General features: G+C 55.8%; 16 protein-coding genes. 13 read left to right on the forward strand and 3 right to left on the reverse strand.

Annotated features, from left to right (window positions below):
* Positions 1-11 precede the first annotated feature (11 nt).
* The 3 genes from rbsK to AD668_RS19240 all read left to right on the forward strand — a co-directional run bounded on the left by rbsK (position 12) and on the right by AD668_RS19240 (position 2,400).
* Positions 12-929: a ribokinase gene (rbsK, locus tag AD668_RS19230; RefSeq protein ID WP_053161286.1), complete on the forward strand. Its 918-nt coding sequence runs from the start codon at positions 12-14 to the stop codon at positions 927-929.
* The gene (gene rbsD, locus AD668_RS19235; protein WP_053161288.1) at positions 926-1,330 is read left to right on the forward strand and encodes a D-ribose pyranase; all 405 of its coding nucleotides are present in this window, start codon (positions 926-928) and stop codon (positions 1,328-1,330) included. The genes rbsK and rbsD overlap by 4 nt, the downstream gene beginning before the upstream one ends.
* A gap of 62 nt (positions 1,331-1,392) precedes the next feature.
* Positions 1,393-2,400, forward strand: coding sequence for a nucleoside hydrolase (locus tag AD668_RS19240; RefSeq protein ID WP_053161290.1), 1,008 nt, complete (start codon positions 1,393-1,395; stop codon positions 2,398-2,400).
* 31 nt (positions 2,401-2,431) lie between these two features.
* Here AD668_RS19240 and AD668_RS19245 read toward each other — a convergent pair whose 3' ends face one another.
* A complete protein-coding gene (locus AD668_RS19245; RefSeq protein ID WP_053161291.1) occupies positions 2,432-2,644 on the reverse strand; it encodes a hypothetical protein in 213 nt (70 codons plus the stop codon).
* Positions 2,645-2,773: 129 nt separating this feature from the next.
* Here AD668_RS19245 and AD668_RS19250 point away from each other — a divergent pair, with 129 nt between their 5' ends.
* Together AD668_RS19250 and AD668_RS19255 are read left to right on the forward strand one after the other, a co-directional pair.
* A complete protein-coding gene (locus AD668_RS19250; RefSeq protein ID WP_053161380.1) occupies positions 2,774-3,079 on the forward strand; it encodes a hypothetical protein in 306 nt (101 codons plus the stop codon).
* A gap of 167 nt (positions 3,080-3,246) precedes the next feature.
* Complete coding sequence (locus tag AD668_RS19255) at positions 3,247-3,567, forward strand: I78 family peptidase inhibitor (protein ID WP_053161293.1); 321 nt, start codon at positions 3,247-3,249, stop codon at positions 3,565-3,567.
* A 71-nt stretch (positions 3,568-3,638) separates the two neighbouring features.
* Here the strand turns inward: AD668_RS19255 and AD668_RS19260 are convergent, their stop codons facing one another.
* Positions 3,639-3,851, reverse strand: a complete 213-nt coding sequence (locus tag AD668_RS19260; RefSeq protein WP_003179963.1) for a cold-shock protein — start codon at positions 3,849-3,851, stop codon at positions 3,639-3,641.
* A 292-nt stretch (positions 3,852-4,143) separates the two neighbouring features.
* On the reverse strand, positions 4,144-4,446 hold the full coding sequence (locus tag AD668_RS19265) for a hypothetical protein (protein ID WP_053161295.1): 303 nt from the start codon (positions 4,444-4,446) through the stop codon (positions 4,144-4,146).
* Positions 4,447-4,820: 374 nt separating this feature from the next.
* Here AD668_RS19265 and thrS point away from each other — a divergent pair, with 374 nt between their 5' ends.
* The 8 genes from thrS (at position 4,821) to AD668_RS19305 (ending at position 12,111) form a co-directional block, all read left to right on the forward strand.
* The gene (gene thrS, locus AD668_RS19270; RefSeq protein ID WP_053161298.1) at positions 4,821-6,743 is read left to right on the forward strand and encodes a threonine--tRNA ligase; all 1,923 of its coding nucleotides are present in this window, start codon (positions 4,821-4,823) and stop codon (positions 6,741-6,743) included.
* Positions 6,743-7,294 carry a translation initiation factor IF-3 gene (gene infC, locus AD668_RS19275; protein ID WP_172435341.1) on the forward strand — a complete coding sequence of 184 codons (552 nt, stop codon included), beginning with the start codon at positions 6,743-6,745 and terminating at the stop codon, positions 7,292-7,294. Before thrS ends, infC begins: the two co-directional genes overlap by 1 nt.
* 60 nt (positions 7,295-7,354) lie before the next feature.
* Complete coding sequence (gene rpmI, locus AD668_RS19280) at positions 7,355-7,549, forward strand: 50S ribosomal protein L35 (RefSeq protein WP_002553160.1); 195 nt, start codon at positions 7,355-7,357, stop codon at positions 7,547-7,549.
* A gap of 28 nt (positions 7,550-7,577) precedes the next feature.
* Positions 7,578-7,934, forward strand: a complete 357-nt coding sequence (gene rplT / locus AD668_RS19285) for a 50S ribosomal protein L20 (protein ID WP_007905879.1) — start codon at positions 7,578-7,580, stop codon at positions 7,932-7,934.
* Positions 7,935-8,043: 109 nt separating this feature from the next.
* Entirely contained in the window at positions 8,044-9,060 is a 1,017-nt protein-coding gene (pheS, locus tag AD668_RS19290) for a phenylalanine--tRNA ligase subunit alpha (RefSeq protein ID WP_007905876.1), read from the forward strand.
* A 26-nt stretch (positions 9,061-9,086) separates the two neighbouring features.
* Entirely contained in the window at positions 9,087-11,468 is a 2,382-nt protein-coding gene (gene pheT, locus AD668_RS19295; RefSeq protein ID WP_053161299.1) for a phenylalanine--tRNA ligase subunit beta, read from the forward strand.
* A 3-nt stretch (positions 11,469-11,471) separates the two neighbouring features.
* Positions 11,472-11,774 carry an integration host factor subunit alpha gene (gene ihfA / locus AD668_RS19300; protein WP_002553164.1) on the forward strand — a complete coding sequence of 101 codons (303 nt, stop codon included), beginning with the start codon at positions 11,472-11,474 and terminating at the stop codon, positions 11,772-11,774.
* On the forward strand, positions 11,755-12,111 hold the full coding sequence (locus AD668_RS19305; RefSeq protein WP_003179985.1) for a MerR family transcriptional regulator: 357 nt from the start codon (positions 11,755-11,757) through the stop codon (positions 12,109-12,111). Before ihfA ends, AD668_RS19305 begins: the two co-directional genes overlap by 20 nt.
* Positions 12,112-12,131: the final 20 nt, after the last annotated feature.

The raw sequence follows: 12,131 nt of genomic DNA on the forward strand, positions 1-12,131 counted from the left end.
ATGAGTACTGTATGCCAGCAAAAGTAGTGGTAATAGGCAGCTTGAACATGGACCTGGTCACTCGGGCTCCACGGTTGCCGCGTGGCGGTGAAACCTTGATCGGCGAATCATTTGCCACGGTTTCCGGTGGAAAGGGCGCAAATCAGGCGGTGGCCGCTGCACGGTTGGGGGCTCAGGTCGCGATGGTCGGTTGCGTGGGAAATGATGCCTACGGCGAGGCATTGCGCGCAGCTTTGCTGGTGGAGGAGGTTGATTGCCAGGCGGTCAGCACCGTGGAGGGCTCCAGTGGTGTGGCGTTGATCGTGGTCGACGACAATAGCCAGAACTCGATCGTGATTGTCGCTGGTGCCAATGGAGCGCTAACGCCCGCGCTGATTGGTTGTTTCGATGCTGTGCTGCAAGCCGCCGATGTGATCATTTGTCAGCTTGAAGTGCCGGAAGCTACGGTCGGTCATGCGCTCAAACGCGGTCGTGAACTGGGCAAAACCGTCATCCTCAATCCGGCGCCGGCCAGTCGGCCGCTGCCGGCCGATTGGTACGCATCCATCGATTACCTGATTCCCAATGAAACTGAAGCGTGCGCGCTCAGCGGCTTGCCAGTGGACTCGCTGCAAAGTGCTGAAACCGCCGCGACCAGGTTAATTGCTATGGGGGCGGGCAAGGTCATCATCACGCTCGGTGCCAAGGGATCTTTATTTGCCAATGGCGCTGGGTTCAATCACTTCGTTGCGCCAGTCGTAACGGCAGTCGATACGACGGCGGCCGGGGATACGTTCGTCGGCGGTTTTGCCGCAGCGTTGGCAGCCGGTAAAAGTGAGGTTGAAGCGATTCGATTCGGTCAGGTCGCTGCGGCACTGTCGGTCACTCGTCCCGGTGCGCAACCCTCGATTCCCACGTTGTCCGAAGTCGAGGTGTTCCAAACCTCATGAAAAAGACACCCTTGCTGAACGTTGCGCTGTCCCGACTGATTGCGTCCCTGGGGCATGGGGACATCGTGATAATCGGTGATGCAGGTTTGCCAGTGCCGCCAGGCGTGGAGCTGATCGACCTGGCCTTGACCCACGGTATTCCAGACTTTGTCAGCACCTTGAAAGTTGTACTCAGCGAAATGCAGGTCGAAAGTCATGTGCTGGCTCAGGAAATCCTCGAGAAAAAATCGTCAGCCTTGCCAGTGCTTGATGAGCTGAGCGCGGAGGGGGTGCTGGGTCGTCGTGAGCTGCTCAGTCATGAACAGTTCAAGGCACTGAGTCGTCAGGCAAGGGCAATTGTCCGTACCGGCGAATGTCAGCCGTACTGCAATGTTGCATTGATCGCCGGTGTGACGTTCTGACTGAGCGCCGTGTACTCGTAGCCTTCCACAAAGCGTGTGCCAGGCATTCGCTATGCTCATAAATGCATCATCTGTTTCGGAGTCTGCTGCTTTTGTCCCTGCCTATTACCAAGCGCGCCCAGCCGGTGGAAAAAATCGACCTGATCATCGACACAGATCCAGGAGCCGATGACGTGGTCGCCTTGCTACTCGCGCTGGCTTCACCGGATCAACTGCATGTTCGTGCGGTGTGCACTGTTGCCGGTAATGTTCCGCTGGAGAAAACCTCCCGAAATGCACGTCTGGCCCGGGAGTGGGCCGGTCGGGAAGAGGTGCCGGTGTATGCAGGCGCACCGAAACCGCTGATGCGAACGCCGATCTACGCTGAGGACATCCACGGCAAGGAAGGTCTGTCGGGTGTCACGGTGTATGAGCCGAGGAAAGGGTTGGCGCCGGGCAGTGCGGTGGTTTATCTGATTGAAACCCTGCACGCGGCAAAGCCCCATAGCATCACCATCGCCATGCTGGGACCGCAGACCAATCTGGCTTTGGCACTGATCCAGGCGCCTGAGATCGTCCAGGGCATCAAGGAAGTGGTCGTCATGGGCGGCGCGCATTTCAATGGCGGTAACATTACGCCAGTCGCGGAATTCAACGTGTTCGCTGACCCACATGCGGCCGAAGTGGTGCTTGGAAGCGGCGTGAAACTGACTTACCTGCCGCTGGACGTGACCCACAAGGTACTCACCAGCGAATCACGTCTGAAGCAAATAGCCGCCTTGAACAACAATGCGAGCAAGCTGGTAAGCGACATCCTGAATGAATACGTCAAGGGCGATATGGAGCACTACGGTATTGCGGGTGGTCCGGTGCACGATGCCACGGTTGTCGCCTACCTGCTCAAGCCTGAGCTATTCAGTGGTCGCTCGGTCAACGCAGTGATCGATAGTCGCGAGGGGCCGACATTCGGTCAAACCATTGTTGATTGGTACGATGGGCTCAAGGCGCCGAAAAATGCTTTCTGGGTTGAAAGTGCCGACGCTCAAGGCTTCTTCGATCTGCTGATCGAGCGGTTGGCTCGGCTGAAATAATTTACATCCTCGCAAGTGCTTGCCAGGGTTTTTACCCGCGCGCGATATCAACTGCAGCCCTTTGGTCTGCCAGATGCTTTTCGAAAATCTGCTCGATAAACGATTGGGCGGCTTCGGTTCCAAGGTCCCTGACCAAAAGGTCTATTGCGATGATGGCGAGCTCTTCGGTGGTGCCTGGGCTGTAGGAACTGTGGCCGTCCTGCCACTTGGCCTTGATGTCGGCGTCGATACTTACGGTGGTCATGATTGCGCTCGCGTAGTTTGAGGGCTGAGCGTCGAGTTAAGCATTATGCGAGCCTTTTGGCACTCCGACTTAGGCATGACCGGGGTGCTATGCGACACTTGGTACTTGATGACTTTCAAGGACTTCGCTGTGCAGATCGATTTGAACACACCTGATGGCTTGACCCTTGACGCTGTGCGTCAGCTTCTGGCTCAAGCGAGCGACGATCAGCATACTCAGTTGCGGGTGACCAAGGGCGGCATCGCCTATATCTCATCCGGCGTTGTGGGCGGCACCGATATCGATGGTCTGCTGTTCCGCCTGGAAACGTGGTCCAGGGGGTCTGGTTATGTTGGACGTATTGCCGCCAGTGACGATGTCTGGGTCATGCAGATTTTCAACGCACTGAAGCAGAACTGGCCGAAACCCGCTTTCGACTACATCGACGTCTATTGAGCGCCGTTCATATTCAGTCACGATTAACAGCTGAAGGGCGGGGCGATGCTCAGGCAAACTTATCGTTTGTCCGCAGTGAAGGGCAGGTCTCCTGTTCTCGCGGTGAAACCAAACGCCGAATCGGCGGTCGCACGATCTCAGTACAACTCTCGAAAAAAGGAGGCTTCATGCCTTGGAAGCTCGCGTCATTGGGTACTTTGCTGGCTGTTGCCACATTGGCCGGTTGCAGCACTACCTCCACGGAGTCGCCAGCAGACGCTGTTACGACAACTGACACGGGGCACAGCCGTTGTGAAGCAAAGGCTGCTGAATTCACCATTGGCAAACAGGCATCGCCAGAGCTGTTGGAACAGGCGCGTACCCGCGCTGGAGCACAAAATGCAAGGTTTCTCCTGCCAGCCGATATGGTGACGCTGGAGTACCGTTCCGATAGGCTGAATCTGAACACTGACGCCAATAAAGTCGTCACGCGCGTCAGCTGTGGCTGATCGCTAATGCTTTTGTTTTACCCATAAAAAACCCCGTCACATGGACGGGGTTTTTTTAGTGCGCCTGGAAATTACTCTGGGCGAACTTGAGCAGCTTGCATACCCTTTTGGCCTTTCTCAGCCACGAAGGAAACAGTCTGGCCTTCTTTCAGGCTTTTGAAACCGTCGCTTTCGATAGCTTTGAAGTGTACGAACAGGTCGTCACCGCCACCTTGAGGAGTGATGAAGCCGAAGCCTTTTTCATCGTTGAACCATTTAACGGTGCCGGTTTGGCGATTAGACATGGTGTATCTCCAAGAAACATATATTTTCAGTAGTGCTGTGCTGCTCAGGCCAACTGGGCACACCCGAGTATCATAGTCGAAATGTTCGCTTTGGGAGCCCCCCGGAAGCACTGTTTGCCAACCAGTCGTGCTTTCATTGTGTCCTTGAGCGGCTGAAAGCCCCGTTTTACAAGGCTTTCGGCCGAAAGTAGGGGTGATAAAAAAAGCTGTAAAACCTGAATAAATTGTACGAAAGGACCTGTTTCAGCAGCTTTTTAACAGCATTTCAGGGGGTGAAAACACCTGGGCGGGCCTATTTTTGCTCTTTGCTAGTGGCCTTGCAGGCAGCGATTTTGCCCAGTGCCGCCTGCTTCAGTGAGTCGCTGGCGGTGTTGTTCATCAAGGCTTGAATGTCAGCGGCAGGGTACGATTTGATGGCGTCGGCACCGCAGGCACAATGGGATTTTGCAGCGGGCACACCAATTTTCTCGGCAGCTGCAGGAACGCACTGAGCCATGTATTTCTCCCGCTCACCTTTCGGCCATTCGGCATGGGCGGCCAGAGGCAGCAGGAGAACAATCGGGGCGACTACGGCGAACAAACGATTCAGACGCATGCTGAGATGCTCCTTGTGGGTCAATTGTCTTGTTATATGAGGAATAAGTGCGCTTCAAGTTCAGCACTCTGGCATAAAAACAGGCGTTTTACCCTGTTGCAAAACCTCTGCTCCGTGCCGACCGCTCATCTGTGCTAGCATGCGTCGCTCGGGCGTTTGCGGGCTCCGGTCGACCTTTAGTCCCGGTAGCGGCAGATGAACGAATAACCCTGATTTGAATCCCAGTCACTCTGGTTCGGTTTTCCGGTTGGCCGCAAGGCTCCTGCCGCTGTAAGGCAGGCGTTCGTCATTGAATGGCCTGGATCGGATCTTGTACTGGCTCATCCCAACCCACGTGACCTTTGGTAGGGGTCACCACTAGGAGAGGAGGCGCCATGCCAACTATTACTCTTCCCGACGGCAGTCAACGTTCATTCGATCATCCGGTATCCGTAGCCGAGGTCGCCGCATCCATTGGTGCCGGTCTGGCCAAAGCCACTGTAGCGGGCAAGGTCGATGGCAAGCTGGTCGATGCCAGCGATACCATCAACAGCGACGCCACGCTGCAAATCATCACGCCCAAGGATGAAGAGGGGCTGGAGATCATTCGCCACTCTTGCGCCCACCTGGTCGGTCACGCTGTCAAACAGCTGTATCCGACGGCCAAGATGGTCATCGGCCCGGTCATTGATGAAGGCTTCTATTACGACATCGCCTTCGAGCGTCCTTTCACGCCGGACGACCTTGCCGCCATCGAACAGCGCATGCAGCAGCTGATCGAGAAAGATTACGATGTGATCAAGAAAGTCACTCCGCGTGCCGAAGTGATCGAAGTGTTCAAGGCTCGCGGGGAAGACTACAAACTTCGCCTGGTCGAGGACATGCCGAACGAGCAGGCCATGGGCCTGTACTATCACGAAGAATACGTCGACATGTGCCGCGGTCCGCACGTGCCAAACACTCGTTTCCTGAAATCCTTCAAACTGACCAAGTTGTCCGGTGCCTACTGGCGTGGCGATGCCAAGAACGAGCAGTTGCAGCGCGTTTACGGCACCGCATGGGCAGACAAGAAGCAACTGGCTGCCTACATTCAGCGCATTGAAGAAGCTGAAAAGCGCGATCACCGCAAGATCGGTAAGCGCCTGGGCCTGTTCCACACCCAGGAAGAGTCGCCGGGCATGGTGTTCTGGCACCCGAATGGCTGGACTCTGTACCAGGTGCTTGAGCAATACATGCGCAAGGTTCAGCGCGACAACGGTTACCTTGAGATCAAGACACCTCAAGTCGTTGACCGCAGCCTGTGGGAAAAGTCCGGGCACTGGGCCAACTACGCCGACAACATGTTCACCACGCAGTCGGAAAACCGCGACTACGCCATCAAGCCAATGAACTGCCCTTGCCACGTGCAAGTGTTCAATCAAGGTCTGAAAAGCTACCGCGAGTTGCCGATGCGCCTGGCCGAGTTCGGTGCATGTCACCGTAACGAGCCATCGGGTGCCTTGCACGGCATCATGCGCGTGCGCGCATTCACTCAGGACGACGCCCACATCTTCTGCACCGAAGAGCAGATGCAGGCCGAATCTGCTGCATTCATCAAGTTGACCATGGACGTCTACGCCGATTTCGGCTTTAAAGACGTCGAGATGAAGCTGTCCACTCGTCCGGAAAAACGCGTGGGTTCCGACGAATTGTGGGATCGCGCCGAAGCTGCCTTGGCCGCAGCCCTTGATAGCGCGGGCCTTCCGTACGATCTGCAGCCGGGCGAGGGTGCATTCTACGGTCCGAAAATCGAGTTCTCGCTGAAAGATTGCCTTGGCCGCGTCTGGCAGTGTGGTACTCTGCAGCTCGATTTTAACCTGCCTGTCCGTCTGGGAGCCGAATACGTCTCCGAAGACAACAGTCGCAAACACCCGGTTATGTTGCACCGGGCGATCCTGGGATCCTTCGAACGGTTCGTCGGAATCCTGATCGAGCACTACGAGGGTGCATTCCCTGCGTGGCTGGCGCCGACCCAGGCAGTGGTGATGAATATCACCGATAAACAGGCTGATTTTGCCGCCGAAGTTGAAAAAACTCTCAACGAAAGCGGATTTCGTGCCAAGTCTGACTTGAGAAATGAAAAGATCGGCTTTAAAATCCGCGAGCATACTTTGCTCAAGGTTCCTTATCTCTTGGTTATCGGAGATCGGGAAGTCGAGATGCAGACTGTCGCTGTGCGTACTCGTGAAGGTGCTGACCTGGGCTCGATGCCCGTCGCCCAGTTCGCTGAGTTTCTCGCGCAAGCGGTTTCCCGGCGTGGTCGCCCAGATTCGGAGTAATTATTATTAAGCGTGAAATGAGACAAGATAAACGAGCTGCACCGAAAGCCCCGATCAACGAGAATATCTCGGCACGCGAGGTTCGGTTAATTGGAGCTGAAGGTGAACAGCTTGGGATTGTGTCAATTGAAGACGCGCTTCTTAAGGCTGAAGAGGCCAAGCTGGATCTGGTGGAGATTTCCGCCGATGCAGTACCCCCTGTTTGCAAACTGATGGACTACGGCAAATCGATCTTCGAAAAGAAGAAGCAGATTGCTGCGGCCAAGAAAAACCAGAAGCAGATTCAGGTTAAAGAAATCAAGTTTCGTCCAGGGACGGAGGAAGGGGATTACCAGGTAAAACTGCGCAACCTGGTACGTTTCCTGAGTGATGGGGACAGGGCCAAGGTATCCTTGCGATTCCGCGGCCGTGAGATGGCCCACCAGGAGCTGGGGATGGAACTGCTTAAGCGAGTTGAAGGTGACTTGCTCGAGTACGGTTCGGTCGAACAGCATCCTAAGATGGAAGGACGCCAACTGATCATGGTCATCGCCCCGAAAAAGAAGAAGTAATCAACAGGGCACGGCAGGCCTTCTGATTATGTTTATCAACTGAATGCGGAGTATCCGAACATGCCAAAAATGAAGACCAAAAGTGGTGCTGCTAAGCGGTTTCTGAAAACTGCTAACGGTATCAAGCACAAGCACGCTTTCAAGAGCCACATCCTGACCAAAATGTCGACCAAGCGTAAGCGTCAATTGCGCGGTAGCAGCTTGCTGCATCCGTCTGACGTGGCAAAAGTCGAGCGCATGCTGCGCCTTCGTTAATTTTAGTCAAGAATAGAGGAAGTAACTCATGGCTCGTGTAAAGCGTGGCGTCATTGCCCGTAAGCGTCACAAAAAAATTCTGAAACTTGCTAAAGGCTACTACGGCGCACGCTCCCGCGTATTCCGTGTTGCCAAGCAAGCGGTAATCAAGGCAGGCCAATACGCCTACCGTGACCGTCGTCAGAAAAAACGTCAGTTCCGCGCTCTGTGGATCGCTCGTATCAACGCTGGTGCTCGTATCAACGGTCTGTCCTACAGCCGTTTCATCGCCGGCCTGAAAAAAGCGTCCATCGAGATCGACCGTAAGGTTCTGGCTGATCTGGCAGTGAACGAAAAAGCGGCGTTTGCTGCGATTGTCGAGAAAGCTAAAGCCACCTTGGCTTAAGTACCCCCGACAGTCACCCGGCCTCGCATCTGTGGGGTCTGGTGTTAAACGTCATAAATAGGGGAAGAGCCTTCAAGCTCTTCCCCTATTTTGTATCTGGAGTCTGTACATGGAAAACCTGGATGCGCTCGTCTCTCAAGCACTAGAGGCTGTGCAAAGCGCTGAAGATATCAATGCCCTGGAGCAAATCCGGGTTCACTACCTTGGCAAGAAGGGTGAATTGACTCAGGTGATGAAGACCCTGGGGAATTTGCCGGCAGAAGAGCGTCCGCAAGTCGGCGCGCTGATCAACGTTGCCAAGGAGCGTGTCACAGAGGTTCTCAATGCGCGCAAGGCACTGTTTGAAGAGGCCGACCTGGCTGCCAAACTGTCTGCCGAGTCCATTGACGTGACCCTGCCTGGCCGTGGTCAGACCTCCGGTGGTCTGCATCCTGTTACTCGAACTCTGGAACGTATTGAACAATTCTTCACCCACATCGGCTACGGCATCGCCGAAGGCCCTGAGGTTGAAGACGATTATCACAACTTCGAAGCGCTCAACATCCCAGGCCATCACCCGGCCCGGTCGATGCACGACACCTTCTATTTCAATGCCAACATGCTGCTGCGCACCCATACCTCGCCGGTACAGGTCCGCACCATGGAGTCAAAACAGCCGCCGATTCGCATCGTCTGCCCAGGCCGTGTGTACCGTAGCGACTCGGATATAACCCATTCGCCGATGTTCCACCAGGTCGAAGGCCTGCTGGTCGATCGCGACATCAATTTCGCCGACCTAAAAGGCACCATCGAAGAATTCCTGCGTGTGTTCTTCGAAAAAGAGTTGGCCGTGCGTTTCCGCCCTTCGTACTTCCCGTTCACCGAGCCATCCGCTGAAGTCGACATGGAATGCGTGATGTGCAGCGGTAAAGGCTGTCGCGTCTGCAAACAGACAGGTTGGCTGGAAGTCATGGGCTGCGGCATGGTTCACCCGAACGTGCTGCGTATGTCCGGGATCGACCCGGAAGAGTTTTCGGGCTTTGCCTTCGGCATGGGCGTTGAGCGTCTGGCCATGCTGCGTTACGGCGTGAACGACTTGCGTCTGTTCTTCGACAACGACTTGCGGTTCCTTGCGCAATTTCGCTAGTCGTAACGAATTTTTAGGAGAGCAGGATGAAATTCAGTGAACAATGGCTGCGTGGCTGGGTTAGCCCGCAGGTAAGTCGCGACGAGCTGGTTGCTCGTCTGTCGATGGCCGGTCTTGAGGTTGATAGTGTTACGCCGGCCGCCGGCGTTTTCAGTGGCGTGATCGTGGGCGAGGTGCTCAGCACCGAACAACACCCGGACGCCGACAAGCTGCGCGTTTGCCAGGTCAGCAATGGTTCGGAAACTTTCCAGGTCGTGTGCGGTGCGCCAAACGTGCGCCCGGGCCTGAAGATTCCATTCGCCACCATTGGTGCCGAACTGCCGGGCGACTTCAAGATCAAGAAAGCCAAGCTGCGTGGCGTTGAGTCAAACGGCATGCTGTGCTCGCAAGCCGAGCTGCAAGTGGGCGAGGGCAACGATGGTCTGATGGAGCTGCCGGACGATGCGCCAGTGGGTCAGGACATCCGTGAATATCTGAACCTGGAAGACGCCAGCATCGAGGTCGACCTGACCCCGAACCGCGGTGACTGCCTGTCTCTGGCCGGTCTGGCCCGTGAAGTCGGCGCACTGTATGCCGCTCAGGTCACTCGTCCGGTGGTAGCCAGCGTTCCAGCCGTGCATGACGAAGTGCGTTCGGTTGAAGTGTTGGCACCGGCTGCTTGCCCGCGTTACCTGGGTCGTGTGATCCGTAACGTTGAGTTGTCCAGGCCAACGCCGCTGTGGATGGTCGAGCGCCTGCGCCGTGCCGATGTGCGCAGCATCGATGCTGCCGTCGACATCACCAACTACGTGATGTTGGAGCTGGGTCAACCGCTGCACGCATTCGATCTCGCCGAAATCAATGGCGGCATCCGTGTGCGCATGGCCGAAGAAGGCGAGAAACTGGTGCTGCTCGACGGTCAGGAAGTCAGTCTGCGTAGCGATACGCTGGTGATCGCCGACCACACCCGCGCACTGGCAATTGCCGGCGTCATGGGGGGCGAGCACAGCGGCGTCAATACCGCCACCACTCGCGATATCTTCCTGGAAAGTGCGTTCTTCGATCAGATCGCCGTCGCTGGCAAGGCCCGTTCCTATGGCCTGCACACCGATGCATCGCACCGCTACGAGCGTGGTGTGGACTGGCAGCTTGCCCGTGAAGCCATGGAGCGCGCCACTGGCCTGCTGCTGGAAATTACCGGTGGCGAAGCTGGCCCGATCATCGAATCCGTTAGCGAGCAGCACCTGCCATCGATCGCGCCGGTAACCCTGCGCGCTCAACGCATCACCCAGATGTTGGGCATGGAAATGGACTCGGCTGAAGTTGAGCGTCTGCTCAGTGCTTTGGGACTGGCCATTACCGCTGAAGGGGCAGGGCAGTGGCGCGTAGAAGTGCCAAGCCATCGCTTCGATATCAGTCTGGAAGTCGACCTGATCGAAGAGCTGGCGCGTCTTTATGGTTACAACCGCTTGCCGGTTCGTTATCCGCAAGCGCGTCTGGCGCCGCAAGCCAAGGCAGAGGCCCGTAGTGACTTGCCGGAGCTGCGTCGTCTACTGGTTGCTCGTGGTTATCAGGAAGCGATTACCTACAGCTTCATCGATCCGAAACAGTTCGAGTTGTTTAATCCGGGTGTTGAGCCGTTGTTGTTGGCCAACCCGATATCCAACGACATGGCGGCAATGCGCTCATCGCTGTGGCCGGGCCTGGTCAAGGCGCTTCAGCACAACCTGAACCGTCAGCAGGATCGTGTACGTCTGTTCGAGAGCGGGCTGCGTTTCGTCGGTCAGCTTGATGGCTTGAAGCAGGAGCCGATGCTAGCCGGTGTGGTTTGTGGCAGCCGCCTGCCAGAAGGATGGGCACAAGGTCGCGATGTCGTCGACTTCTTCGACGTCAAGGCTGACGTGGAAGCGGTGCTGGGCTTCGCCGGTGCTCTGGATGCGTTCAGTTTCGTACCTGGTAAACACCCAGCGTTGCATCCGGGCCAAACCGCACGCATCGAACGTGACGGGCGTCTGGTTGGCTTCGTCGGCGCAATTCACCCTGAATTGTCGAAAACCCTGGGTCTGGATCGTCCAGTGTTTGTTTTCGAGATGGTTCTGGCGGAAGTGGCCTCGGGCAAAATGCCTAAATTCCACGAGTTATCGCGCTTTCCTGAAGTGCGTCGTGACTTGGCACTGATCGCGCACAAAGACGTCGCAGCCTCGGCTGTATTGGACGTAATCCGTGAAAATGCAGGCGAATGGCTGACAGACCTCAGGCTATTTGACGTGTATCAGGGTAAAGGCATTGATCCTGATAGAAAAAGCCTTGCAGTTGGCTTGACCTGGCAGCATCCATCGCGCACTCTTAATGACGATGAGGTGAATACCACGACGCAAAACATCCTCACCTCGCTCGAACAAAGGTTGGACGCCACGTTAAGGAAGTGACGTATGGGGGCTTTGACGAAAGCTGAGATGGCGGAACGTCTGTATGAAGAGCTGGGCCTGAACAAACGGGAAGCCAAGGAATTGGTTGAGCTGTTTTTCGAGGAAATCAGGCACGCTCTTGAAGACAACGAACAAGTCAAATTGTCCGGTTTCGGCAATTTCGACCTTCGGGACAAACGCCAGCGGCCTGGCCGCAATCCGAAAACGGGAGAAGAAATCCCGATCACGGCTCGCCGTGTGGTCACCTTTCGTCCAGGGCAGAAGTTGAAGGCCCGAGTTGAGGCTTATGCTGGAACCAAGTCATAACGACGAGCTTCCCGTCATCCCAGGCAAACGCTACTTCACCATTGGTGAAGTCAGCGAACTGTGTGCGGTAAAACCGCATGTGCTGCGCTACTGGGAGCAGGAGTTTCCTCAACTCAACCCCGTGAAACGCCGCGGAAACCGCCGGTATTATCAGCGCCAGGATGTGCTGATGATCCGGCAGATCCGTGCGCTTCTTTACGATCAAGGATTCACCATCGGCGGCGCGCGTTTGCGTTTGTCCGGCGATGAAGCCAAAGACGACACCACGCAATACAAGCAAATGATTCGCCAGATGATCGCTGAGCTGGAAGATGTTCTGGTGGTTCTCAAGAAATAATTTTCTGCTTTTAAATACTT

Origin of the sequence: Pseudomonas sp. P1.8, from assembly GCF_001269805.1 — a bacterium.
Lineage (GTDB): Bacteria > Pseudomonadota > Gammaproteobacteria > Pseudomonadales > Pseudomonadaceae > Aquipseudomonas.

Bases quoted from the DNA above. Each gene is read 5' to 3' on its own strand.
- rbsK (WP_053161286.1), top strand. From the start codon at position 12: ATGCCAGCAAAAGTAGTGGTAATAGGCAGCTTGAACATGGACCTGGTC.
- rbsD (WP_053161288.1), top strand. From the start codon at position 926: ATGAAAAAGACACCCTTGCTGAACGTTGCGCTGTCCCGACTGATTGCG.
- AD668_RS19240 (WP_053161290.1), top strand. From the start codon at position 1,393: ATGCATCATCTGTTTCGGAGTCTGCTGCTTTTGTCCCTGCCTATTACC.
- AD668_RS19245 (WP_053161291.1), bottom strand. From the start codon at position 2,644: ATGACCACCGTAAGTATCGACGCCGACATCAAGGCCAAGTGGCAGGAC.
- AD668_RS19255 (WP_053161293.1), top strand. From the start codon at position 3,247: ATGCCTTGGAAGCTCGCGTCATTGGGTACTTTGCTGGCTGTTGCCACA.
- AD668_RS19260 (WP_003179963.1), bottom strand. From the start codon at position 3,851: ATGTCTAATCGCCAAACCGGCACCGTTAAATGGTTCAACGATGAAAAA.
- AD668_RS19265 (WP_053161295.1), bottom strand. From the start codon at position 4,446: ATGCGTCTGAATCGTTTGTTCGCCGTAGTCGCCCCGATTGTTCTCCTG.
- thrS (WP_053161298.1), top strand. From the start codon at position 4,821: ATGCCAACTATTACTCTTCCCGACGGCAGTCAACGTTCATTCGATCAT.
- rpmI (WP_002553160.1), top strand. From the start codon at position 7,355: ATGCCAAAAATGAAGACCAAAAGTGGTGCTGCTAAGCGGTTTCTGAAA.
- rplT (WP_007905879.1), top strand. From the start codon at position 7,578: ATGGCTCGTGTAAAGCGTGGCGTCATTGCCCGTAAGCGTCACAAAAAA.
- pheS (WP_007905876.1), top strand. From the start codon at position 8,044: ATGGAAAACCTGGATGCGCTCGTCTCTCAAGCACTAGAGGCTGTGCAA.
- pheT (WP_053161299.1), top strand. From the start codon at position 9,087: ATGAAATTCAGTGAACAATGGCTGCGTGGCTGGGTTAGCCCGCAGGTA.
- ihfA (WP_002553164.1), top strand. From the start codon at position 11,472: ATGGGGGCTTTGACGAAAGCTGAGATGGCGGAACGTCTGTATGAAGAG.
- AD668_RS19305 (WP_003179985.1), top strand. From the start codon at position 11,755: ATGCTGGAACCAAGTCATAACGACGAGCTTCCCGTCATCCCAGGCAAA.